20 protein-coding genes are annotated in these 24,158 nt (G+C 71.7%); 4 read left to right on the forward strand and 16 right to left on the reverse strand.

What is annotated here, in order from left to right; genetic code table 11:
* Positions 1 to 332 precede the first annotated feature (332 nt).
* The 16 genes from ACFYZA_RS27200 to rsmH form a co-directional block, all read right to left on the reverse strand.
* Positions 333 to 1,508: a DivIVA domain-containing protein gene (locus tag ACFYZA_RS27200; RefSeq protein ID WP_382600418.1), complete on the reverse strand. Its 1,176-nt coding sequence runs from the start codon at positions 1,506 to 1,508 to the stop codon at positions 333 to 335.
* Between the two features lie 49 nt (positions 1,509 to 1,557).
* Positions 1,558 to 1,842: a YggT family protein gene (locus ACFYZA_RS27205; RefSeq protein ID WP_114035728.1), complete on the reverse strand. Its 285-nt coding sequence runs from the start codon at positions 1,840 to 1,842 to the stop codon at positions 1,558 to 1,560.
* A 71-nt stretch (positions 1,843 to 1,913) separates the two neighbouring features.
* Positions 1,914 to 2,531, reverse strand: a complete 618-nt coding sequence (locus tag ACFYZA_RS27210) for a cell division protein SepF (RefSeq protein WP_388493183.1) — start codon at positions 2,529 to 2,531, stop codon at positions 1,914 to 1,916.
* A 140-nt stretch (positions 2,532 to 2,671) separates the two neighbouring features.
* The gene (locus tag ACFYZA_RS27215; RefSeq protein WP_382600415.1) at positions 2,672 to 3,391 is read right to left on the reverse strand and encodes a YggS family pyridoxal phosphate-dependent enzyme; all 720 of its coding nucleotides are present in this window, start codon (positions 3,389 to 3,391) and stop codon (positions 2,672 to 2,674) included.
* Positions 3,392 to 3,397: 6 nt separating this feature from the next.
* A complete protein-coding gene (gene pgeF, locus ACFYZA_RS27220) occupies positions 3,398 to 4,105 on the reverse strand; it encodes a peptidoglycan editing factor PgeF (protein WP_382600413.1) in 708 nt (235 codons plus the stop codon).
* A gap of 52 nt (positions 4,106 to 4,157) precedes the next feature.
* Positions 4,158 to 5,369, reverse strand: a complete 1,212-nt coding sequence (ftsZ, locus tag ACFYZA_RS27225; protein ID WP_382600411.1) for a cell division protein FtsZ — start codon at positions 5,367 to 5,369, stop codon at positions 4,158 to 4,160.
* Positions 5,370 to 5,646: 277 nt separating this feature from the next.
* Complete coding sequence (locus ACFYZA_RS27230) at positions 5,647 to 6,453, reverse strand: cell division protein FtsQ/DivIB (protein ID WP_388493185.1); 807 nt, start codon at positions 6,451 to 6,453, stop codon at positions 5,647 to 5,649.
* 23 nt (positions 6,454 to 6,476) lie between these two features.
* On the reverse strand, positions 6,477 to 7,562 hold the full coding sequence (gene murG / locus ACFYZA_RS27235; protein ID WP_100574587.1) for an undecaprenyldiphospho-muramoylpentapeptide beta-N-acetylglucosaminyltransferase: 1,086 nt from the start codon (positions 7,560 to 7,562) through the stop codon (positions 6,477 to 6,479).
* A gap of 6 nt (positions 7,563 to 7,568) precedes the next feature.
* Positions 7,569 to 8,903 (reverse strand): putative lipid II flippase FtsW, encoded by a 1,335-nt coding sequence (gene ftsW / locus ACFYZA_RS27240; protein ID WP_388493211.1) that lies wholly within the window; start codon positions 8,901 to 8,903, stop codon positions 7,569 to 7,571.
* Between the two features lie 104 nt (positions 8,904 to 9,007).
* Positions 9,008 to 10,447 (reverse strand): UDP-N-acetylmuramoyl-L-alanine--D-glutamate ligase, encoded by a 1,440-nt coding sequence (gene murD / locus ACFYZA_RS27245; RefSeq protein ID WP_382600406.1) that lies wholly within the window; start codon positions 10,445 to 10,447, stop codon positions 9,008 to 9,010.
* Positions 10,429 to 11,499, reverse strand: a complete 1,071-nt coding sequence (mraY, locus tag ACFYZA_RS27250; protein ID WP_100574590.1) for a phospho-N-acetylmuramoyl-pentapeptide-transferase — start codon at positions 11,497 to 11,499, stop codon at positions 10,429 to 10,431. Before mraY ends, murD begins: the two co-directional genes overlap by 19 nt.
* Entirely contained in the window at positions 11,496 to 12,917 is a 1,422-nt protein-coding gene (gene murF, locus ACFYZA_RS27255; protein ID WP_382600403.1) for a UDP-N-acetylmuramoyl-tripeptide--D-alanyl-D-alanine ligase, read from the reverse strand. Before murF ends, mraY begins: the two co-directional genes overlap by 4 nt.
* 4 nt (positions 12,918 to 12,921) lie before the next feature.
* On the reverse strand, positions 12,922 to 14,589 hold the full coding sequence (locus ACFYZA_RS27260; RefSeq protein WP_388493187.1) for a UDP-N-acetylmuramoyl-L-alanyl-D-glutamate--2,6-diaminopimelate ligase: 1,668 nt from the start codon (positions 14,587 to 14,589) through the stop codon (positions 12,922 to 12,924).
* Between the two features lie 14 nt (positions 14,590 to 14,603).
* Positions 14,604 to 16,523: a peptidoglycan D,D-transpeptidase FtsI family protein gene (locus tag ACFYZA_RS27265; RefSeq protein ID WP_382600399.1), complete on the reverse strand. Its 1,920-nt coding sequence runs from the start codon at positions 16,521 to 16,523 to the stop codon at positions 14,604 to 14,606.
* 4 nt (positions 16,524 to 16,527) lie between these two features.
* Entirely contained in the window at positions 16,528 to 17,043 is a 516-nt protein-coding gene (locus ACFYZA_RS27270) for a hypothetical protein (protein ID WP_382600397.1), read from the reverse strand.
* The gene (gene rsmH / locus ACFYZA_RS27275; RefSeq protein WP_382600420.1) at positions 17,040 to 17,945 is read right to left on the reverse strand and encodes a 16S rRNA (cytosine(1402)-N(4))-methyltransferase RsmH; all 906 of its coding nucleotides are present in this window, start codon (positions 17,943 to 17,945) and stop codon (positions 17,040 to 17,042) included. Before rsmH ends, ACFYZA_RS27270 begins: the two co-directional genes overlap by 4 nt.
* Before the next feature lie 465 nt (positions 17,946 to 18,410).
* On the opposite strand from rsmH, the gene ACFYZA_RS27280 reads away from it, so the two are divergent.
* The 4 genes from ACFYZA_RS27280 (at position 18,411) to ACFYZA_RS27295 (ending at position 23,991) form a co-directional block, all read left to right on the forward strand.
* Complete coding sequence (locus tag ACFYZA_RS27280; RefSeq protein WP_382600395.1) at positions 18,411 to 18,977, forward strand: beta-class carbonic anhydrase; 567 nt, start codon at positions 18,411 to 18,413, stop codon at positions 18,975 to 18,977.
* A 201-nt stretch (positions 18,978 to 19,178) separates the two neighbouring features.
* Positions 19,179 to 20,189 carry an AAA family ATPase gene (locus ACFYZA_RS27285; RefSeq protein ID WP_388493189.1) on the forward strand — a complete coding sequence of 337 codons (1,011 nt, stop codon included), beginning with the start codon at positions 19,179 to 19,181 and terminating at the stop codon, positions 20,187 to 20,189.
* Positions 20,189 to 21,559, forward strand: coding sequence for a DUF58 domain-containing protein (locus ACFYZA_RS27290; RefSeq protein WP_382600391.1), 1,371 nt, complete (start codon positions 20,189 to 20,191; stop codon positions 21,557 to 21,559). Before ACFYZA_RS27285 ends, ACFYZA_RS27290 begins: the two co-directional genes overlap by 1 nt.
* Positions 21,556 to 23,991, forward strand: a complete 2,436-nt coding sequence (locus ACFYZA_RS27295) for a DUF3488 and DUF4129 domain-containing transglutaminase family protein (RefSeq protein WP_388493191.1) — start codon at positions 21,556 to 21,558, stop codon at positions 23,989 to 23,991. Before ACFYZA_RS27290 ends, ACFYZA_RS27295 begins: the two co-directional genes overlap by 4 nt.
* Positions 23,992 to 24,158 lie beyond the last annotated feature (167 nt).

Here is a 24,158-nt window from a genome sequence, read left to right on the forward strand (position 1 = left end):
CCGGGGGTGGAGTAATTCGTCTACGGGCCGTGCGTGGCTGGTCGCGCAGTTCCCCGCGCCCCTAAATGCCTCGGTGCTGGGCAGCACCAGGGCACTTCAGCCCGTCCGGCGATTGAGGACGAGCGCCGTTCAGGCGCGAACGGGGGTCTGGGGGCGGAGCCCCCAGGGTCTCTTCAACCCCCCGGAGGGTTGCGGGAAGGGGCGGGGTGGGGGAACCGCCCGCCGCAGGCGACCCCCGCGCCGGGTACGGCGAAGGGCCGGTACCGGGGGAACCCGGTACCGGCCCTTGCAGCCTGCCGACGGCTACGCGCGGCGCACGCGCGTAGAGCCCGTCAGTTGTCGTCCTCGTCGATCAGGAACCCGCGCATCGGCGAAGGCGCCTGCTGCATCGGCGACGGCCCCTGCGGCCGCACCGGCGCCATCGGCTGAGTCATCGCCGGCGACATCTGCTGCTGGCCACCGTAGGACGGCCCGCCCGGCATGGACGGCTGCCCGCCCATGGACGGCTGGCCACCCATCGGGTGCCCCATCGCACCGGCACCGGCCGATGCCATGGAACCGCTCATCTGCGGAGCCGGCGGCAGCGACGCGGTCGCCGGGGTGCGCGGCGGCGCGAGCGAGTCGTCGGCCTGGGTCTCCAGCTGGCGCAGCTGCGACTCCAGGTAGGACTTCAGACGCGTGCGGTACTCGCGCTCGAAGCCGCGCAGGTCCTCGACCTTGCGCTCGAGCGTGGCGCGGGCGGACTCCAGGGAGCCCATCGCGACGCGGTGCTTCTCCTGCGCGTCCCGCTCCAGGGCGTCCGCCTTGGCACGGGCGTCGCGCTCCAGACCCTCGGCACGGGACCGGGCCTCGCCGACGATCTTGTTGGCCTCGGAGCGGGCCTCCGCGATCGCCTGGTCGGCGGTCTGCTGCGCGAGCGAGAGCACACGGGCGGCGCTGTCGCCACCGGGCGCCTGGGCCTGCTGTCCCATCTGCGGACCGTGGCCGCCCATGGGGCCGCCCATCTGCTGGCCCATGGGGCCCTGGCCGAGCTGGTTCTGGCCCATGGGGCCCTGGCCCAGCTGGTTCTGGGGGTGGTTCTGCTGGCCCATCGGACCCTGGCCCATGGGGCCCTGGCCCATCGGACCCTGGCCGTGCTGGCCCTGCGGGCCGTGGCCGCCGGGTCCCGCGGGCAGCTGCGGCGCGCCGCTGGGCAGCTGGGGCGGGCCCATCTGCGGCTGCTGCTGCTGGACCTGCGGCGGACCGGATATGGCGGCGGGTACGGGCGCGCCCGGGCCCCGGCCGTCCTGCGGCTCCTGCTTGCGCATGCCCTGCTGCTGCTGGTTCTGCGCGGCGGCGCGGGTGGCGGCGGCCAGCTTGGCGCGCAGATCCTCGTTCTCGCGCAGCAGTCGCGTCAGCTCCGACTCGACCTCGTCGAGGAAGGCATCGACCTCGTCCTCGTCATAGCCTTCTCGGAGGCGGACGGTCGTGAACTGCTTGTTCCGCACGTCCTCGGGGGTCAGCGGCATCTCTTCTTCACCTCTACGTAGTCGTCGGCAGTCGGCAGGACCGAATCGTTCACAACCTGACCACGATGCTGATCAGGATGTAGACGATGATCATCAGAACGAAGAAGGACAGGTCGAGTGCCACGCCCCCGAGACGCAGCGGCGGAATGAACCGCCGCAGAAGCTTGAGCGGTGGATCGGTGACAGTGTAAGTGGCCTCAAGAACGACCACCATCGCCTTGCCGGGTTGCCATGAACGGGCGAACTGGAAGACGTAGTCCATGACGAGCCGGAAGATCAGCACGATGAGGAAGCACATCAGCGCGATGTAGACCACCTGTAGTGCGACGCCCATCTCGCGCTTCCCTCTCCCCTTGCATCAAAGCTCCGGCCTGGTATTGGCCGGTTCGTTCCCGGTGTCGTGTCTCAGCTCTGGTTGAAGAATCCGCCCTCTGCGATGCGGGCCTTGTCCTCCGCCGTGACATCGACGTTAGCAGGAGACAGCAGGAACACCTTCTGCGTCACCCGTTCAATGCTGCCGTGCAGTCCGAAGACGAGACCGGCGGCAAAGTCGACAAGTCGCTTCGCGTCGATGTCGTCCATCTCGGTGAGATTCATGATCACCGGCGTGCCCTCGCGGAAGTGTTCCCCGATGGTACGGGCCTCGTTGTAGGTCCGCGGGTGCAGCGTGGTGATGCGGTAAGGCTCCCGCTCGGACACAACCTTGGGCATGATCACCGGTGCGTTCTTCTCCAGGCTCGGACGTTCAGGTGTGATGGACGCCACGGGTGCAATTCGTGCTGGACGTCCGCTTTCTACCGATAGCTGAACCGGTTCTCTCGGCGCTGGAGGCTGAGTTACTCGTACCGGTTCGTCCCGTTCGTCCTGGAGCGGGGACTGGTGCGGGGGCTGATGCCGCCGACGGTCGCGCTCCGGTTCGGGCTCGGGTTCGAAATCGTCGTCGGGGTCGAACCCCCGGCCGTCGTACCCATCGTCCTCCACGAGGCCGAGGTAGACCGCCATCTTGCGCATCGCGCCGGCCATGCTCAGATTCCTCCGCTCTGTGGTGGATCGCTCCTGTCGCCAAGTGGCAGCGTCACCAAGGGCCCACGATCCACGCGGTCTGCCCACCGAAGAGTGGGAATGACCATATTTTCTGCTGTGGTCCGACTTGCTTCGCGACGTTACCCGAGCCGGGGTCGGTCTCCGAGCACCGCCGTTCCGACGCGTACATGTGTCGCTCCGGCCGCGACGGCCTCTTCGAGGTCCGCACTCATCCCTGCTGACACCATGTTCGCAGCCGGATGGTCCGCGCGCAGGCGGGATGAGAATTCCAGCAGCCGCTCGAAGGCGGCCCGTTGCCGTCCGGCGAACTCGCCGGCCAGCGGCGCCACGGTCATCAGACCGTCGAGCCGCAGCCCCGGCGCCCCGGCGATCAGCTCGGCCAACTCCCCGATCCCGTCCGGGGCGACGCCTCCGCGCTCGCCCCGCTCGCCCGACTCCGCGTCGAGGGCGACCTGGATCAGACAGCCCAGTTCGCGCTCGGCCCGTACGGCCGCGGTGGAGAGCGAGGTGACGAGGCGGGCCCGGTCGACCGACTGCACGGTGGAGGCGTAACTCGCCACGGAACGCACCTTGTTCGTCTGGAGCTGGCCCACGAAGTGCCAGGTCAGATCGAGGTCGGCGCAGGCGGCGGCCTTCGGGGCGGCGTCCTGGTCGCGGTTCTCCGCGACCTCGCGCACACCCAGTTCGCGCAGCAGGCGCACATCGCTCGCGGGGTAGGTCTTGGTGACCACGATGAGGGTCACGTCCGCCCGCTCGCGCCCGGCCGCGGCGCAGGCGGAAGCGATACGTTCCTCCACCTGTGCCAGGTTCTCGGCGAGTTCGGTCTTGCGATCCGTCATGAGTCGTCAGTCCAGCCAGACATATCCGGCGAGCCGCCCAGTGGTGCGGTCGCGGCGGTACGAGAAGTGGTCGAGCGATTCGAGCGTGCAGACCGGCGAGGCCACGAGGTCGGTGACGCCGAGGGCGGCGAGTTGCGCGTGCACTCCCGCGGTCACGTCCACGGCGGGCGTCCCCCAGCTGGTCTCGGACCAGGCGGCGGGCTCGGCCTCGGCGACCTCGGCCCGCATGGGCCCGGGCACTTCGTAGCACCGGCCGCAGACGGCGGGACCGGTGCGGGCGACGATCCGGGCCGGATCCGCGCCGAGCGAGACCATGGCCCCGACCGCGGCGGGCACCACGCCCGCCACCATTCCGGGCCGGCCCGCGTGGGCCGCGCCCACGATCCCCGCCACCGGGTCGGCGAGGAGGACCGGGGTGCAGTCGGCGGTGAGCACGGCCAGCGCGGTTCCCCGGCGGCCCGTCACCACCGCGTCCACCGCGGCCGGGTCGCCCGGCGCGAAGGGGCCGTCGACGACGGCCACCTCGCGTCCGTGCACCTGGTTCATCCAGACCACCCGGGCCGGGTCGAGCCCGAGCTTCCCGGCGGCGAGCTCACGGTTGGCGCGTACCGAGGCGGGGTCGTCGCCGACCGCACCGCCGAGGTTGAGCTCCTCGTACGGAACGGCGCTCACCCCACCCCACCGGTCGGTGAAGGCGAAGTGCGCGCCGCTCACAGTGCCCTGCTCTCGTATCACTTCAAGAGATCGCTTCGAAACGTCGCTTCGCTCACTTGAGGAAGTCCGGAACGTCCAGCTCCTCGGCCTGGCTGTCCGGGTAGGGACGGGCCGTCGGAACGTGCGGCGGAGCCGCGGGGGCCTCGTTGACCGGGGCGGGCTCGACCGGAGCCGGAGCCGGGGCCGGGGTCTCCTCGCGACTGCCGACGGTGCCGAGTCCGCCGAGCGGGCGGGACGCCTCGGACGGGCGCGAAGGGGCGGGCTCGTCGCGCTTGTTGGAGGCGCTGCCGAGCACGGTGTCGCGGCGGGCCGGCGGCTGACCGCCGTCGAAGCCGGCCGCGATGACCGTGACGCGCACCTCGTCGCCGAGGGCGTCGTCGATGACCGCGCCGAAGATGATGTTCGCCTCGGGGTGGGCGGCCTCGCTGACCAGCTGGGCGGCCTCGTTGATCTCGAACAGACCGAGATCCGAGCCGCCGGAGATGGAGAGCAGCACACCGCGGGCGCCGTCGATGGACGCCTCCAGGAGCGGCGAGGAGATCGCCATCTCCGCGGCGGCCACCGCGCGGTCGTCGCCGCGGGCCGAGCCGATGCCCATGAGGGCCGAACCGGCCTCCGACATGACCGACTTGACGTCGGCGAAGTCGAGGTTGATGAGGCCCGGCGTGGTGATCAGGTCCGTGATGCCCTGGACACCGCTGAGCAGCACCTGGTCCGCGGACTTGAACGCGTCCAGGACGCTGACCTGGCGGTCGGAGATGGAGAGCAGCCGGTCGTTGGGGATGACGATGAGGGTGTCGACCTCTTCGCGGAGCTCGGCGATGCCGTCCTCCGCCTGGTTGGCGCGGCGCCGGCCCTCGAAGGTGAACGGGCGGGTGACCACGCCGATCGTCAGGGCGCCGAGCGAACGCGCGATGTTGGCCACGACGGGGGCGCCGCCGGTGCCGGTGCCGCCGCCTTCGCCTGCGGTGACGAAGACCATGTCGGCCCCCTTGAGGACCTCCTCGATCTCCTCACGGTGGTCCTCTGCCGCCTTGCGTCCGACTGCCGGGTTGGCTCCGGCCCCGAGGCCGCGGGTGAGTTCACGGCCGACGTCGAGCTTGACGTCGGCGTCGCTCATCAACAGTGCTTGTGCGTCAGTGTTGATCGCGATGAACTCGACGCCCTTGAGACCGACCTCGATCATTCGGTTGATGGCATTGACACCACCGCCGCCGACACCGATGACCTTGATGACTGCGAGGTAGTTCTGCGGTGCTGCCACGTCGAAGGCCTCTCGCCTCGAGTTACGGGTCGTCACTTCGCGGTTGCCGCAAGGTGACGACGAATGCCGATTGGGACGGTCCGTATCGCCGACCCGAACCCTAACGTTGAAGTTTAGGGTTACCAGTGTGTCTGTTCGCTGGACTCTTCCGAACAGGACACTAAGTCGACAAGTGGCGCGCGTTCAACGAACACGCCGAACCTCCCGTTTTTCTTTTCACCCTATGTGATCACCCGTGTCGCTGACCAACCAGGGTGCTGGCCAGCGCATATGTCCGTCAACTACCCGATACCGCAGGGGCGGTGGGGGCACTCACGTCGAAGCGGACCGACTTCGGCCGCGCTTTCATCAGTGCACTGAGGGTACGTCCCTTCAGCTCACCTTCCTCGTCACTTCCCCATCGGACGCTGCGGCCGCCGGTCAACTCGAGGGTGACGGAGTCGTACGAGGAAATCCTGACGGACCGCGTCTCCTTGGCCACCGCGGGCGGGAGTTCGCCCGTTACGCGCACCGCTTCGAGGACCAGCCGGTCGGTGCCGAAGCGGCGCAGACTCGGGGACTGCGAGACCGTCAATTCGAGCTGGGGGACGCCCTTCAGGGGCTGAGCGACCGTGGCGAAACGCACACCCTTCGCGTCCACTTCGTCGAACTTCGCGCCGTTCTTCATGACCAGAGCGGGCTTGCGTTCGGTCACTTGGAGACCGATCCCGTGCGGCCATGAACGAACGACTTCGACGGAGTCGATGCGCGGCAGCTTCTGTCGCAATCGCTCCTCGATCGCGTCCGTGTCGACGGAAACCAGCGGCGATCCGATCGGTACCGCGGCGACCGCTTCGACCTCACCGGGCGTCAGAACCCGTGTCCCGGTGGTCTTCACATGCTCGACGCGCAGCCAGGTCGAGCCGTACAACAGCCAGCTGACGCCCGCCCCGAGCAGTACGGCGACGATGGCGAGCACCAACAGGCCGCGTCGGCGGGGCAGCCGGAAGCGGCGCCCGCGCGCGGGACGGGGGCCGGACCGGCCGGACTTCGCGGACTTGTCGGTCCCTGCGCCACCGCGCTGAGCGGTCGCCTGTCCGGCCACGGTCCCTGCCTTCCGTCAGTTGATCAGCGTCCTGCGATGGCCTCGTACACCATCTGTACGAGGAGTTGGTCGGCGTCGCGCCGTCCGAACTCGGCGGCGGAGCGCGACATCTCGTACAGCCGGTGCGGGTCGGCGAGCACCGGGAGGACGTTGCCCTGCACCCACTCCGGGGTGAGTTCGGCGTCGTCGACGAGGAGGCCGCCGCCGGCCTTGACCACCGGCTGGGCGTTCAGCCGCTGTTCGCCGTTGCCGATCGGCAGCGGGACGTAGGCGGCGGGCAGCCCGACGGCGGAGAGTTCGGCGACGGTCATCGCGCCCGCGCGGCAGAGCATCATGTCGGCCGCGGCGTACGCGAGATCCATCCGGTCCACGTACGGTACCGGGACGTAGGGGGGCATCCCGGGCATGTTGTCGACACGCGGCAATTCGTTCTTCGGGCCGACCGCGTGCAGGATCTGGATCCCGGAGCGCTGGAGCACCGGGGCGACCTGCTGGATCACCTCGTTGAGGCGACGGGCGCCCTGCGAGCCGCCGGAGACGAGCAGCGTCGGCAGGCCGGGGTCGAGCCCGAACGCGGCGCGCGCCTCGGGCCGGACCCGCGCCCGGTCGAGGGTCGCGATCGAGTAGCGCAGCGGAATCCCGATGTAGCGGGAGTTGCGCAGCTTGCTGTCCGGGGTGGCGACGGCCACGCCGGCCGCGTACCGCGAGCCGATCTTGTTGGCGAGGCCGGGCCGCGCGTTGGCCTCGTGGACCACGATCGGCACCCCGAGCCGCTTGGCGGCCAGATAGCCGGGCAGCGCCACATAGCCGCCGAAGCCGACGACGCAGTCGGCCTTGGTGCGCTCCAGGATCTGCTCGGCGGCCTTGATGGTGCCGCGCAGCCGTCCGGGAACGGTGATCAGTTCGGGGGTGGGCCTGCGGGGCAGCGGGACGGCCGGGATGAGCGCGAGCTCATAGCCGCGCTCGGGCACGAGCCGGGTCTCCAGACCCTTCTCCGTGCCGAGTGCCGTGATCCCCACGGTGGGGTCCTGCCTGCGCAGGGCATCCGCGAGGGCGAGCGCGGGCTCGATGTGGCCGGCGGTCCCCCCACCGGCGAGTACGACATGCACCGAAATTCACCGCTCTCCGGACGGACGCTTCTTGACGCGCCGTCTCATCGACTTCCAACTCACCCGAGGCTGCCGCATGGCAAGCGCCGCCCGCGCCGCGGGGTCGTCCCGCGCGAACGCGATCAACAGCCCCACGGCGAACATGGCCGGCAGCAGCGCGGACCCTCCGTAGGAGAACAGCGGGAGCGGGACACCGGCGATCGGCAGCAGGCCGAGCACCGCACCGATGTTGATCACGGCCTGCGCCACGATCCAGGTGGTCACACCTCCCGCGGCGTACCTCACGAAGGGGTCCTCCGTGCGTCCGGCCACGCGGATACCCGCATAGCCTAGAGCCGCGAAGAGGGCGACGACCGACAGCGTCCCCGCCAGACCCAGTTCCTCGCCGGTCACGGCGAAGATGAAGTCCGTGTGGGGCTCGGGGAGTTGACCCCATTTCTCCACACTCGCACCCAGGCCGGATCCGAACCAGCCGCCCGACGCGAGCGCGTAGATTCCGTGCACGGCCTGCCAGCACTGGTCCTGTGGGCCGGGGTCGGTGGCGCCGATGCAGTTGAGCCGGCCCATCCGGTGCGGGCTGATCTTGATGAAGAGGGCGGCGAGCGTGCCCGCGACCGCGAGCACCCCCGCGAAGAGCCGGGTGGGGGCGCCGGCCAGCCAGAGCAGGCCGAACAGGATCGCGGTCAGGATGATCGTCGTGCCCATGTCGCCGCCGAGCATGATGAGCCCGAGCAGCACGAAGGCGACCGGCACGAGCGGCACCAGCATGTGCTTCCACTCGCTCAGGAGCCGCTTGTCCTGTTTGCGCGCGAGCAGGTCGGCGCCCCACAGGAGCAGCGCCAGCTTGGCGAACTCGCTGGGCTGGAGCTGGAAGGGGCCGCCGAGGTAGATCCAGTTCTGGTTGCCGTTGACGGATTTCCCTATCCCGGGGACCTGCACCAGGATCAGCAGGAAGACCGTGCCGGCCAGTATCGGGTAGGCGAGCGCCCGGTGGAGCTTGGCGGGCATCCGGGCGGCTGCGATCATGAGTCCGCCGCCGATGAGGGCCGCGAGGAACTGCTTGCGGAAGAAGTACGAGCCCGGCAGCGACAGTTCGAGCGCCTTGATCATCGAGGCGGAGTAGACCATCACGAGGCCCAGCACGGTGATGAGCAGGGCGCTGCCGAGGATCAGGTAGTACGCCGTCAGCGGCCGGTCCCAGGCCCTCCTGGCCTGCTCCACCAGGCGTCTGGGGCCGCGCGGGCCGGGCCGCCGGGGGGAACCGCTGCCGCCGCGGACGGCCGGGCCGCGCACGGGTCCCGCGGTGCGGCTGCGCAGGAGGAGACCGGCGAGTGCGGGCATCCCGCGCGCGCCGTCCCCGGAGCCGCCAAGAACATCGGCCGCCATGTGTGCTGTCCCCTCCAGTCGTGCCCGGCGCCGGCCGGTCCGTGGAACGGGTGGTCCGGCTAGGCGCGCCCTGCGGCGAGTTCGCGGACCGCTTCCGCGAAGGCCTCGCCGCGCTTGTTGTAGTTCGCGAACATGTCCATCGAGGCGCAGGCCGGGGCCAACAGGACGGTGTCCCCCGGCCGGGCGAGCCCCGCCGCCTCGCGGACCGCCGCCGACATCGCCCCAGTGTCGGTCCGCTCGACGTCCACCACCGGGACCTCGGGGGCGTGTCGCGCCAGGGCTTCGGCGATGAGGTGGCGCTCGGCGCCGATCAGGACGACCCCCCGCAGCCGCTTCGCCGAGCGCTGGACGAGCTCGTCGAAGGAGGCCCCCTTGGCCAGTCCTCCGGCGATCCAGACGATCGGGTCGTACGCCGCCAAGGAGGCCTCGGCGGCGTGGGTGTTGGTGGCCTTGGAGTCGTCCACATAGGCGACCTCGGCGACGTCCGCCACGTGCTCGATGCGGTGCGCGTCGGGCCGGAAGGCGCGCAGTCCGTCGCGTACGGCCCTGGGCTCGACGCCGAAGGCGCGCGCCAGGGCCGCGGCCGCGAGGGCGTTGGCGATGTTGTGCGGGGCCGGCGGGTTGACGTCGGCGACCTCGGCGAGTTCCTGGGCGTTCTTCTGCCGGTTCTGCACGAAGGCCCGGTCGACGAGGATGCCGTCGACCACGCCGAGCTGGGAGGGGCCCGGGGTGGCGAGGGTGAAGCCGATCGCCCGGCAGCCCTCCTCCACGTCGGCCTCGCGCACCAGGTCCTCGGTGGCCTTGTCCTGCGCGTTGTAGACGCAGGCGACGGTGTTGCCCTCGTAGACGCGGCCCTTGTCGGCGGCGTACGCCTCCATGGTGCCGTGCCAGTCGAGGTGGTCCGGCGCCAGGTTGAGCACGGCGGCCGAGTGGGCGCGCAGCGAGGGCGCCCAGTGCAGCTGGTAGCTGGAGAGCTCGACGGCCAGGACGTCGTACCGCGTCTCGCCGAGGACGACGTCGAGCAGCGAGACGCCGATGTTGCCGACGGCGGCGGTCCGCAGGCCCGCCGCCTCCAGGATCGAGGCGAGCATCCGGGTGGTGGTGGTCTTGCCGTTGGTGCCGGTGACCGCGAGCCAGGGGGCCGGCTCGCGGCCGTCCAGGCCGCGCAGGCGCCAGGCCAGCTCGACGTCTCCCCACACCGGCACGCCCGCCTCGGCGGCGGCCGCGAACAGCGGCTTGTCGGGCCGCCAGCCGGGCGTGGTGACGACGAGCTCGGTGCCCTCCGGCAGGGTGGCGCCGTCGCCGAGGCGCACGGTGACGCCCTGCGCCTCCAGCTCCGCGGCCTGGGCGCGCGAGCGCTCGTCGGCGCCCTCGCTGACGGCCGTGACGACGGCGCCGAGCCCGTTCAGGACCCGGGCCACCGGCATCCCGGAGACGCCGAGACCGGCCACCGTCACGCGCTTGCCCTGCCAGGTGGTGCTCACTTGTCGGCTGCCCATCCCGCGTAGAAGAGTCCGAGTCCCACGATCACGCACATGCCCTGGATGATCCAGAAGCGGACCACGACAAGGACTTCGGACCACCCCTTGAGTTCGAAGTGGTGCTGGAGTGGCGCCATCCGGAAGACCCGCTTGCCGGTCATCTTGAACGAGCCGACCTGGATGACCACGGACATCGTGATCAGCACGAACAGGCCGCCGAGCAGGGCGATCAGGAACTCCGTGCGGGAGCAGATCGCCAGGCCCGCCAGCGCGCCGCCGAGGGCGAGCGAGCCGGTGTCGCCCATGAAGATCTTGGCGGGCGAGGTGTTCCACCACAGGAAGCCGAAGCAGGAGCCCATCAGGGCCGAGGCGACGACCGCGAGGTCGAGCGGATCGCGCACCTCGAAGCAGGCGTTGGGGTTGGTCAGGGTCTGCGCGTTCGCGCAGGACTCCTGGAACTGCCACAGGCCGATGAAGGTGTACGCGCCGAAGACCATCACCGACGCGCCGGTGGCCAGGCCGTCCAGACCGTCCGTCAGGTTCACGCCGTTCGACATGGCGAGGATCATGAACAGCGCCCAGACCACGAAGATGACCGGGCCGACCGACCAGCCGAAGTCGTTGATGAACGACAGCTTGGTGGAGGCCGGCGTGTTGCCACGGGCGTCGGCGAACTGCAGGGCGAGCACCGCGAAGGCGATGCCGACGATCAGCTGTCCGGCCATCTTCGCCTTGGCCCGCAGGCCGAGCGAGCGCTGCTTGACGATCTTGATGTAGTCGTCGAGGAAGCCGACCATGCCCATGCCGGCCGTCAGGAAGAGCACCAACAGGCCCGAGAACGTCGGGTCCTCACTGGTGATCACCTTGGTCAGGGCGTACGCGATGAGCGTGGCCAGGATGAAGGCGATGCCACCCATGGTGGGTGTGCCCTTCTTCCCGGCGTGGCCGCGCGGGCCGTCGTCACGGATGAACTGGCCGTAGCCCTTGCGGGCGAGCAACTTGATGAGCAGCGGGGTACCGACCAGGGTCAGGAAGAGACCGATGGCTCCCGCGAAGAGGATCTGCCTCATCGGGCGGCGACCTCACCCTCGGCGGCGCCTTCGAGCAGCGCCAGTGCCACCCGCTCCAGGCCGATCGACCTGGATGCCTTCACCAGCACGACGTCTCCCGGCCGCAGTTCACTGCGCAGCAGGTCGACGGCCGCCTGTGCGTCGGACACGTGCACCGACTCCTCACCCCACGAACCCTCGTTATATGCGCCCAGTTGCAGCCAGGACGCCTCCCGGCCCCCGACTGCCACGAGCTTGCTGACGTTGAGCCGGACGGCGAGCCGTCCGACCGCGTCGTGCTCGGCCAGCGAGTCGTCGCCGAGCTCGGCCATCGGACCGAGCACCGCCCACGTACGACCCCCCCGTGCCCGTGAGGCCTGGCCCATTGCCACGAGCGCGCGGAGAGCGGCTCGCATGGATTCGGGGTTCGCGTTGTAGGCGTCGTTGACGACCGTCACACCGTCCGGACGCTCGGTGACCTCCATACGCCAGCGGGAGAGGGAGCCCGCCTCGGAGAGCGCGCGGGCGATCTCGTCTGCGGACATGCCCAGCTCATGGGCGACGGCGGCCGCGGCGAGCGCGTTCGACACGTGGTGCTCACCGTACAGGCGCAACGTCACATCACCGCACCCGGAGGGTGTGTGAAGGCTGAAGGAGGGCTGTCCGGCGGCTGTGAGCCGGACGTTGTCGGCCCGTACGTCCGCGTCCGCGGCTTCTCCGAAGAGCAGCACGCGCGCCTTGGTGCGGGACGCCATGGCCCGCACCAGCGGGTCGTCCGCGTTCAGCACGGCGCAGCCCGACTCCGGCAGCGACTCCACCAACTCGCCCTTCGCCAGGGCGATTTGTTCCTTGCCGCCGAACTCGCCGATGTGCGCGGACCCGACGTTCAGGACGAGGCCGATCGTGGGCGGGGTCAGTCCGGTGAGGTAACGGATGTGGCCGACGCCGCGCGCGCCCATCTCCAGGACCAGGTGTCTGGTGTCCCCGGTCGCGGTGAGCGCGGTCAGCGGAAGGCCGATCTCGTTGTTGAGGGAGCCCGGCGTGAACACCGTCGGCGCGTGGCGCTGGAGCACCTGCGCGATCAGGTCCTTGGTGGACGTCTTGCCGGACGAGCCGGTGAGGGCGACGACTTCGGTGCCGAGCCGGCGCACGACGTCGCGGGCGAGCGCGCCGAGGGCGGCCTGTACGTCGTCGACGACGATCGCGGGCACGCCGACCGGGCGGGCCGCGAGGACCGCCGCCGCGCCCGCCTCGAAGGCGCGCTGCGCGTAGTCGTGGCCGTCGACGTTCTCGCCGGCGAAGGCCACGAAGAGCGAACCGGCCGCCACCTGGCGGGAGTCGATGACCACGGGGCCGGTGACCGTGACGGACGGATCCGGTATGTCGTGCGGCTGCCCGCCGACGATTTCGGCGATCTCGGCGAGGGAGAGGGCGATCACTACTTCATCCCTGACTTTTCTGGATGGCGGCGCGGAGGACCAGGCGGTCGTCGAAGGGACGGATCACTCCGTGGATGTCCTGGCCCTGTTCATGACCCTTGCCCGCGACGAGCACGGTGTCGCCGGGCTCGGCCCGGGCGACGGCCGACGCGATGGCGGCGGCCCGGTCCTCGAAGACCTGGACCTCACCGCGCTCGTGGGCCGGCACCTCGGCGGCGCCCGCCAGCATCGCGGCGAGGATCCCGAGGGGGTCCTCGGAACGGGGGTTGTCGGAGGTCAGTACGGCGGTGTCGGCGAGCCGGACCGCCGCGGCGCCCATCGGGCCCCGCTTGGTCTTGTCGCGGTCGCCGCCGCAGCCGAGCACGATGTGGAGCTTGCCCTCGGTGACCTTGCGCAGCGAGCGCAGGACCGATTCGACGGCGTCCGTCTTGTGGGCGTAGTCGACGACGGCCAGATAGGGCTGGCCGGCGTCCACCCGCTCGAGCCGGCCGGGCACGCCGGGTACGGCGGCCACTCCGTCGGCGGCGGTCTGCGGGTCGAGGCCCGCGATGGCGAGCGTGACGATGGCGGCGAGGGTGTTCGCCACGTTGAACGGGCCGGGCAGCGGGGCGGTGGCGGAGATCCGCTCGCCGCCCGGGCCGACCACGGTGAAGGTGCTGCTGTCCTGGCGCACCTGGACGTCCTCGGCCCGCCAGTCGGCTTCGGGGTGGCCCTCGGCGGAGAAGGTGGTGATCTCGATGCCGGCCTCCTTCACGAGGCGGCGGCCGTACTCGTCGTCGAAGTTCACGACGCCGCGCTTGGCCCGCTGCGGCGTGAACAGCTGCGCCTTGGCCTGGAAGTAGTCCTCCATGCCGGAGTGGAACTCCATGTGCTCCGGGCTGAGGTTGTTGAAGACGGCGACGTCGAAGACGCAGCCGTCGACCCGGCCCAGCACCAGGGCGTGGCTGGAGACCTCCATGGCGACCGAGTCGACACCGCGCTCGCGCATGACGGCGAACAGGGCCTGCAGGTCGGTGGCTTCGGGGGTGGTGCGCTCGGACTTGATGCGCTCGTCGCCGATGCGCATCTCGACCGTGCCGATCAGGCCGGTCGCGTGTCCGGCGCCGCGCAGGCCGCCCTCGACGAGGTAGGCCGTCGTGGTCTTGCCGGAGGTCCCGGTGATGCCGAGCTGGAGCAGATCGCGGCCGGGGTGGCCGTAGATCTCGGCGGCGAGCTCGCCCATCCGGCCCCGCGGGTCCCCGGCGACCAGGACCGGCAGGCCGGTCGCGGCGGCGCGTTCGCGCCCTGCCGGGTCGGTGAGGATGGCGACCGCGCCGAGGCTGGCGGCCTGGGCGGCGAAGTCGGCGCCGTGGGTGTTGGCGCCCGGCAGCGCGGCGTACAGGTCTCCGGGGCGTACCGCCCGGGAGTCGTGCGTGATGCCGGTGACCTCTCCCGGCCCGGGGCTGTTCGTCCCCAGTCGCTCGGCCAGTTCGCCGAGCGGGGTCGGACGGGCCTGTTCCGGTCGGGGCGCCCCCGGCTGTTTCGCGGGGGCGTCCTGCTGGGCGGTTCGGTACTGATCAGCGTGTGGCACGGCGGTGAGCGTACCGGGCGTACCGGCCGGGTCGCCAAAAGAGGGGGGCACGTCGTCCTGGGTCCCGTCCTGGTTCCCAGGACCCTGGGTGATGGTTGTCACTGAGGCTTCCGGATTCAGTCGTTGCCGCCGAAGGTGACGGGCAGGTTGGGCGGCTGGGCGCCGCTCGGCGGGATCTGGAGGGTCTTCAGGGCGAACTCCATGACCTGCTTGTAGATGGGCCCGCAGATCTGGCCGCCGAAGTAGCTGCCCTTGGTCGGGTTCTGGATGGCGCAGTAGACGGTGATCTTGGGGTTGTCGGCGGGGGCGAAGCCCGCGAAGGAGGCGGTGTAGCCCTTGTAGGTGCCGGTCTTGGGGTCGACCCGGTTGGCGGTGCCGGTCTTGCCCGCGACCCGGTAGCCGGGGATGGCGGCCTTGGTTCCGGTGCCCTCGGCGTCGCCGACGACCGATTCGAGCATCTGGGCCAGCGTCTTGGCGGTCTTCTCGCTGACCACCCGGGTCTGCTGGGGCGCGGGCGCCGGGGTGAACCGCCCGTCCGGGCCCTTGGTGCCGCGCACCAGGGTCGGCTGGACGCGTACCCCGCCGTTGGCGATCGTCGAGTACACCGAGGCGGCCTGCATCGCGTTGAGCGAGAGGCCCTGGCCGAACCGGACCGTGTACTGCTGCGAGGTGGACCACTTGTTCGCGGGCGCGAGGATGCCCGGCGTCTCGCCGGGGAAGTCGAGCCCGCTGGGCTTGCCGATGCCGAACTTGCGCAGGTAGGAGTACAGGACGTTGTCGGCCTGGGCGTCGGTCTTGCCGAGCTGCTCGACGGCGAGGATGGTGCCGATGTTGCTGGACTTGGCGAGCACGCCGTTGAGCGTCAGGTTCCAGGTGGCGTGGTCGACGTCGTCCTTGAAGAGGCGGTCGCCGCGCTGGAGCCGGTTGGGCACCACCACGTGCGTCTCGGGCGTGGCGACGCCCTCCTCCAGGACCGCGGCCATGGACATGACCTTGGCGGTGGAGCCCGGCTCGAAGGCGTCCTGGAGCGCCGCGTTGCCCATGGCCGCCGAGTTGGCCTGGGCGATGTTGTTGGGGTCGAAGCCCGGCGCGTTCGCCATGGCCAGGACCTCGCCGGTGTCGGACCGCTGCACTATGACGTACCCGCGGTCGGCGTGGGACTCGGCGACCTGGTCGGAGATCGCCTTCTGCGCCATCCACTGGATGTCCCGGTCGATGGTCAGCTCGACGTCGGAGCCGGGCACGGCCGGCGTCTCGTGGGTGCCGGCCGTGGGCACCCGGCGGCCGCCGGACTGGGCGTAGGAGATCTTGCCGTCGGTGCCGGCCAACTCCTTGTTCAGGGACGACTCCAGGCCCCCGCCGCCCTTGCCCTCCGCGTTGACGTAACCCAGTATCCCGGCGGCGAGGTCCCCGTTGGGGTACACCCGCTTGGTGCTGGACTCGTTGAGGACGCCGGCCAGCACATTGGCGCCGGGGCCGCCCTTGGCGCGGTCGGCGGCCGCCTTCTCGCCGAGGACCTTCTTCAGGTCCTTGATCTGGGTCCACACCTGCGGGGTCTGCCGTCGGGCGAGCACCACATAGCGGGTCTTGGGCGTCTTGAGCTTCTTGGTGAGCTCCGCCTGGTCCTTGCCGATGAGCGGCGCGAGCAGCGCGGCCGCCTGCTCCGCGGCATCGGGGATCTTGGTGGACTCGGGGGTGAACAGCGTGGGGTCGGCGGTGATGTCGTACGCGTCGACGCTGGTGGCGAGCGCGATGCCGGCCCGGTCGGTGATCCGGCCGCGCTCGGCGGGCAGCGCGTAGCTGGCGTACCGGTTCTTGTCGGCCTTGGCGGCGTACGCGCTGGCGTCGACGGCCTGCACCTGGAGCAGCCGTACGACGAAGGCCAGCATGACCAGGGTGAGTCCGAGGCTGACCAGCCGCAGCCGGGGCCGGTGGCTGCCCAGCTTGAGCTTCTTGGCGGCCGCGGGGCGGCGGGCCTGCGGCCGTGAGCGCGCGGGCGGGGGCACCCGGCGGCGCGGGGGTTCCTTGGGGCTCACTGCGTCACCTGCCGGGGTTCGGGGAGGTCTTCGCGGGCGGGCGGGGCTGCTTGGGGGCCGGGCTGTGGTGCTGCTTGGGGTGCGGCGCGGGGGCCTGGCCCGGTGCCGCGGGCAGCGGCGTGGGCTCGGCGGCCTCGGCGGGCGACGGGTCGCCGGCCGTGGCGGGGACGCCCTTGACGGTGCCGTCGGGGCCGAGGAAGACGGGGTTGCCGCCGGGGACCATGCCGAGGTCGCCGGCCCGGCGGGACAGCGCGTCGGGGGCGGACAGGTCGTCCACGTCGCGCTGCAGCGCCTGCTGTTCGTCGGTGAGTTCGGTGGTCTGTTTGCGGTACTCGCTGAGTTTGAACGAGCCCGCGTTGAGCGCCGAGTTGAGCACGAGGAGCGCGATGAGCCCGCCGCCGAGTAGGGCCACGACGAGGAGCACGAACGGGGTGCGGGCGGCACTGTTGGCCCCCTGCGAAGGCATCAGCCTGCCGAGCCGCGCGGCCGTGCCGCGCAGCTGCCTGGCCGGTTTGCTCACACGTCCTCCCTGATCCGCTGGACCCCTCGGAGCCGGGCGGGGGCCGCGCGCCGGTTCTCGGCGACCTCCTCCTCCGTGGGGAGTTCGGCACCGCGGGTGAGGAGCTTGAGCCGCGGCTGGTAGCGCTCGGGCACCACCGGGAGCCCGGGCGGCGCGGTGTTGGCCGCGCCGGCCGCGAACACCTGCTTGACGATGCGGTCTTCCAGCGACTGGTAGGAGAGCACCGCGACCCGGCCGCCGACCGCGATGGCCTCGACGGCGGCGGGGATCGCCCGCTCCACACTGGCGAGTTCGCCGTTGACCTCGATGCGCAGGGCCTGGAAGGTGCGCTTGGAGGGGTTGCCGCCGGTGCGCTTGGCGGCCTGCGGCAGCGAGTCGCGGATCAGTTCGACGAGCCGCGCGCTGTTGGTGAACGGCTCCTTCTCGCGCTCGCGGACGACCGCCGAGACGATCCGCTTGGCCTGCTTCTCCTCGCCGTACGCCCGCAGGATCCGCACGAGTTCACCGGCCGGGTAGGTGTTGAGCACCTCGGCGGCGCTCATCCCGGTCGACTGGTCCATGCGCATGTCCAGGGGCGCGTCCTGCGCGTAGGCGAAGCCGCGGTCCGCCTCGTCGAGCTGCATGGAGGAGACGCCGAGGTCGAACAGGACGCCCTGGACGCGCGGGGTGCCAAGACGTTCCAGCACCTCGGGGAGCTCGTCGTAGACGGCGTGCACCAAGGTGGCGCGCTCCCCGAAGGGGGCGAGGCGCTCGCCGGACAGGCGCAGCGCCTCCTTGTCGCGGTCGAGGGCGATCAGGCGCGCCTCGGGGAACCGGGTGAGCAGGGCCTCGCTGTGGCCGCCGAGGCCGAGGGTGCAGTCGACGACGACCGCTCCGGGCTCGGTCAGGGCCGGGGCCAACATGTCCAAGCATCGCTGGAGCATCACCGGGACGTGTCGCTGGCTCAAAGCCGCCCTCTCAAGGATCCGGCGCACCGCCGCGCATACGTGCCCGGTCCCCGCTCCCCCGGGGACGGGGGGCGAACGGCTGGCGCCGGAGAAGGGGCGTCAGCCGACCGGAGGGCGGGAGGAGGCCGAGCCGTACGTGCGCCGCGCACGCGGGTAAACGTAGGTCCGGGAGGCCGTGCTTCCCGGAAGCTGGGGGTTCCGTCAAGGGGGAGAACGTGTGTCACGCCTCCCGCTTCGCGCCACTTTAGTCCACTGGTCCTTCGGGTCAATCAACCCTCCAGCGCGGCGCCGGGCACTTTTTTCACCCGTTCGGGTGAGGGCGTGCGAGGCCTGTGGGTTAGCTCACAGGCGCCCGAGTTGACGGTCTTTTTCCACCCGCACGACGCGACCGGGCGATCAGTGGCGGCTACCGTCGTATACATGTCGACTCCTGCGCACATACCCGCAGAGCCTCCCGCCGCCCGTCCGCACCTGACCGTCTCCGGCGGCGGCACGGTGACGGACCGCCTGGTGGAGGCGAACCGCCGGTACGCCGCCGCCTTCGGCGACCCCGGCATGGATGCCCGGCCCGTGCTGCACGTGGCCGTGGTGGCCTGCATGGACGCCCGGCTCGACCTGCACGCGGCGCTCGGCCTCGAACTCGGCGACTGCCACACCATCCGCAACGCGGGCGGCGTGGTCACCGACGACGTGATCCGCTCGCTCACCATCAGCCAGCGCGCGCTCGGCACCACCAGCGTCATGCTGGTGCACCACACCGGCTGCGGCATGGAGACGCTCACCGAGGACTTCCGGCACACCCTGGAGGACGAGGTGGGCCAGCGGCCGGCCTGGGCCGTCGAGGCGTTCCGGGACGCCGACCAGGACGTACGGCAGTCGATGCAGCGGGTGCGGACCTCGCCGTTCCTGCCGCACACCGACGACGTCCGCGGCTTCGTCTTCGACGTCACGACGGGTCTGCTGCGGGAGATCGATCCGGCCGACTGACCAACGCAGGAACGGAAATAGGGGGACAACTCACAATGAATCCCCCTCAGTTGTCCACAGGCGAGTGACACGACCTGGCAACGGCAACAAGAATGCGGATGTGACACCGGGTCGAACCGTTCGGCCGCGCTGTCCGTATTCCGGGGTGGGCCGGGCCGCTGGCAGTGCATCGGCCCGTATGAAAGGGCCGAGGAGGGCCGGGTGACGACCTATGACGATCGAGCGAGCCTCAGCGATCTGACCGCCACAGCGGAGCGAGTCCGCGGGTCGGTGGAGAGTGTGATCGAGGGCAAGCCCGAGGTCGTACGGCTTTCGCTGACCGTACTGCTCGCCGAAGGGCACCTCCTGATCGAGGACGTGCCGGGCGTGGGCAAGACCATGCTGGCCAAGACCTTGGCCAGGTCCATCGACTGTTCGGTGCGGCGCATCCAGTTCACGCCGGACCTGCTGCCCTCGGACATCACCGGGGTGTCGATCTACGACCAGCAGCGGCGGGACTTCGAGTTCAAGCCCGGCGCGATCTTCGCCCAGATCGTGATCGGCGACGAGATCAACCGCGCCTCGCCCAAGACGCAGTCCGCGCTCCTGGAGTCCATGGAGGAGCGGCAGGTCACCATCGACGGGCAGACCTACGAACTGCCCAGCCCCTTCATGGTCGTGGCCACCCAGAACCCGGTGGAGATGGAGGGCACCTACCCGCTGCCCGAGGCCCAGCGCGACCGCTTCATGGCCCGGGTGTCGATGGGCTACCCCACGCCCGAGGCCGAGCTCCAGATGCTCGATGTGCACGGCTCCGTCTCCCCGCTCGACGACCTCCAGCCGGTGGCGCACGCCCATGACATCGTCAAGCTGATCGACGCGGTCCGCGGGGTGCACGTCGCCGAGGCGGTACGGCGCTACGCGGTGCAGCTGGTCGGCGCCACGCGCAACCACCCGGACCTCAGACTCGGCGCCTCGCCGCGCGCCACGCTCCATCTGCTGCGCGCGGCGAAGGCGTCCGCGGCCCTGAGCGGCCGGGAGTACGCGCTGCCCGACGACGTGCAGGCCCTGGCCGTCGCGGTCCTCGCCCACCGGCTGCTGCCCACCGCCCAGGCCCAGCTCAACCGGCGCACCGCCGAGCAGGTCGTCCTGGAGATCCTCCAGCGCACGCCCGTTCCGCAGGCCGGGAACCCGCTGTACGGCCAGCAGCCGCCCGGCGCCCGGCGGCTGTGATGGCGGCGGCCGGGGGGCTCCCCGCCGAGTCCGCCGACGAGCAGGGGCGGGGCGGCCTCTGGGCCGCCCTCGCGGGTCTGACCACCCGGGGCCGGTCCTTCCTCGCGGCCGGCATCGCCGCCGCGATCTGCGCCTTCGTCCTCGGCCAGGAGGACCTCCTGCGGGTCGGGCTGCTGCTCGCCGTGCTGCCCCTGGTCTGCACGGTGGTGCTCTACCGCACCCGCTACCGCGTCGCCGGCAGCCGCCGCCTCGAACCGGGCCGGGTACCGGCCGGGTCCGAGGCCCGCGTCCAGCTGCGGATCGACAACGTCTCGCGGCTGCCCACCGGCCTGCTCATGCTCCAGGACCGGGTGCCCTACGTGCTCGGCCCGCGCCCCCGCTTCGTCCTGGACCGGGTGGAGGCGGGCGGCAAGCGCGAGGTGTCCTACCGGGTCCGCTCCGACCTGCGCGGGCGCTATCCGCTCGGCCCGCTGCAGCTGCGCCTCACCGACCCGTTCGGGATGTGCGAGCTGACCCGCGCCTTCAGCGCGTACGACACCCTGACCGTGATCCCGAGGACCGAGCCGCTGCCGCCGGTGCGGCTCTCCGGCGAGGCCGCCGGATACGGCGACGGGCGGCACCGCTCGCTCGCCCTCGCCGGAGAGGACGACGTCATTCCGCGCGGCTACCGGCACGGCGACGACCTGCGCCGGGTGCACTGGCGCTCCACCGCCCGCTACGGCGAGCTGATGGTGCGCCGCGAGGAGCAGCCGCAGCGGGCCAGATGCACCGTGCTGCTCGACACCCGGGACATCGCGTACGCGGGCGCGGGCCCCGACTCGGCCTTCGAATGGGCGGTCTCGGGCGCCGCCTCCGCCCTGGTGCACATGCTGGAACGGGGCTTCTCCGTACGCCTGTTGACCGACACCGGCAGCTCGGTGCCCGGCGAGGGCGCGGGCGGGTTCGCCGGCTCGACCCAGGACTCGTCCGACTCGGCGGGCCTGATGATGGACACCCTCGCGGTCGTCGACCACTCCGACGGCGGCGGCCTCTCGCGCGCCTACGACGTGCTGCGCGGCGGCAACGAGGGGCTGCTCGTCGGGTTCTTCGGGGACCTCGACGAGGAGCAGGCGGCGGTCGCGGCGAAGATGCGGCGGCGCAGCGGGGCCGCGGTGGCCTTCGTGCTCGACAGCGGCCTGTGGACGCACGGCGCCCCCGGGACCGGCCCGGTCGAGGAGCGGCTGCGGCTGCTGCGCGAGGCGGGCTGGACGGCGCTCGCGGTGCGGCCCGGCACGGCGCTGCCCGACCTGTGGCGCCAGGCGGGCCGGGAACGTACCAACGCGGGGGCGGCGTCCGGTGGCGCGGCCGGCACGGCAGGGGGATGGTCATGAGCGGGCGCGGACGGCTGGCGCTGTGCGCCTATCTGGCCACGGTGATGGCGGCGTGCTCGATGCTGCCGCTGGTCGACCCGGCGAGCTGGCTGCTCCAGGCCGCCTTCCTGCTCGCGGTCCTGACCGGGGTCGGCGCGCTGGCCCGGCGGGTGCCGCTGGCCCGGCCGCTGACCGTGCTCGTCCAGACCGTGGTGGCCCTGCTGCTGCTGACCCTGGTCTTCGCGCGCCACCAGGCGCTCGGCGGGGTGCTGCCGGGACCCGATGCCTTCGTACAGCTCAACTCGCTGCTCCAGCAGGGCGCGACGGACGTCGGGCAGTACGCGATCCCGGCGCCCGCCACCCCGGGCATCCGGCTGATGATGGTCGGCGGGGTGCTGGTCGTCGGCCTCGCGGTGGACGCGCTCGCGGTGACGTTCCGCAGCGCGGCCCCGGCGGGCCTGCCGCTGCTCGCGCTGTACTCGGTGGCCGCGGGGCTGTCCTCGGGCGGCGCGAGCTGGCTGTGGTTCGTGCTCGCCGCGGCCGGCTATCTGCTGCTCCTGCTCGCCGAGGGCCGCGACCGGCTCTCGCAGTGGGGACGGGTCTTCGGCGGCTCGGCGCGGGCGCCCGGGCGCGCCCAGCAGAGCGTGTTCGAGAACTCGGCACCGCTCGCCCCGGTACGCACCGGACGGCGGATCGGGGCGCTCGCGCTCGGCATCGCCCTGGTGATCCCGGCGATGCTCCCCGCCCTGGACAGCGGGCTGCTCGGCGGCGCCGGTGGCGGCGCGGGCGGTGACGGCACGGGCGGGACCATCTCCGCGGTCAACCCCCTGGTGTCACTGCAGAACAGCCTGAACCAGCCCGAGGACCGCGAGGTGATGCGGTACAACACCAACGCCCAGGACACCAAGGAGATGTATCTGCGGATCGTCGCGCTCGACGAGTTCGACGGGGCGTCCTGGAAGTCCTCGGAGCGGCACATCAAGGACGTGCCCGATCCCCTGCCCAGGCCCGACGGGCTCAGCCCCGCGGTCGCCACCACCGATGTGCAGACCAGCATCTCGGCGGCCGGCTGGTACGCGCAGAGCTGGCTGCCGATGCCGTTCCCCGCGACCCAGGTGAACATCAAGGGCGACTGGCGGTTCGAGCCGGTCGGGCGGACCCTGGTCGGCGACCGCAAGCAGACGACCCGGGGCGCGCAGTACTCGGTCTCCAGCCTCCTGGTGCGGCCGACGGCGGCCCAGTTGGCCAACTCCCCGGTCCCGCCCGCGGCGCTCCTGAAGGAGTACACCCGCGTCCCCGACTCGCTGCCCTCGGTGGTGAGCGCGACCGCGCGGCAGGTCACCAGTGGCGCCGCGAACAGCTACGAGAAGGCCGTCAAGCTCCAGGACTGGTTCTCCAGCACCGGCGGCTTCAGCTACAACACCCACGTCCAGTCGGGCAGCGGCACCGAGGCGATCGCCAACTTCCTCAGGGACAAAGAGGGGTTCTGCGTCCACTTCTCCTTCTCGATGGCCGCGATGGCCCGCACCCTCGGCATCCCCGCCCGGGTCGCGGTCGGCTTCACCCCCGGCACCCCCCGGGCGGACGGCACGATGTCGGTGGGCCTGCGCGACGCGCACGCCTGGCCCGAGCTGTACTTCGAGGGCGTGGGCTGGACCCGCTTCGAGCCGACGCCGACGCGGGGTTCGGCCCCCGACTACACCCGGCAGCAGGCTCCGGCGGGCAGCCCGAGCAGCCCCGCCGAGCCGTCGAAGCGCGCCTCGGCCGAGCCCTCGGCCGCGCCGTCCGCCGCCGACTCCTGCCCGCCCAGCGCCCGGCGCCTGGGCGACTGCGGCCCCTCGGCCGCGGCGGGCGTCGCGGCCCCGACGGACAGCGGCCCCTCGGCCCCGGCCCTGATCGGTACGGTCCTGGGGGTGGCGGCGCTGCTCGCGCTGCCGCTGCTTCCGCTGCTGTGGCGCAGGCGGGTACGGGCCCGGCGGCTCGGCTCCGGCGGGCGCACCCCGGCCGACGCGGTGGCCCGTACGCTCGCCGCCTGGCAGGAGATCACCGACACCGCCTGGGACCACGGCATCCCGCCCGACGAGTCGCAGACGCCCCGCAAGGCGGCGGCACGGGTGGTCCGCCTGGGCCATCTGGACGGCCCGGCGGCCGAGTCCGTCCACCGCGCGGCCGGCGCGGTCGAGCAGGTCTTGTACGCCCCCGACCCCCGGCCGACGCCCGGCCTGGTGGACGACGTGGCCCGCGTGACGGCCGGCCTGCACGCGGCGGCGGGCCGCCGCCAGGCCTGGCGAGCGATTCTCGCCCCCCGCTCAGCTGTCCGGGTGATCTGGTCCCTCTCCCTGCGCTGGGAGCGGGCCGGGGCGGCGGTGACGGGGCGCGTGCGCGGCTTGGCGGAGCGTCTACGCCCCCGCGCCCGCAAGGCGGCCCCGCCGGAATCAGCCCCGGGCAGGTAACACCCCCTGGGGCTCGCCCCAGACCCCGGGCGCCTTGCCCACCCGCCCGCCCGTGGCCCGGGGTTGGTTGGTCCCGGGCCCCTGGGGCTCCGCCCCAGACCCCGTTCGCGCCTTAAGGGCGCTCGTCCTCAAACGCCGGACGGGCTGAGGATGCCCATGCCACCGGC

It is taken from the genome of Streptomyces sp. NPDC001828 (assembly GCF_042892175.1).
GTDB lineage: Bacteria > Actinomycetota > Actinomycetes > Streptomycetales > Streptomycetaceae > Streptomyces.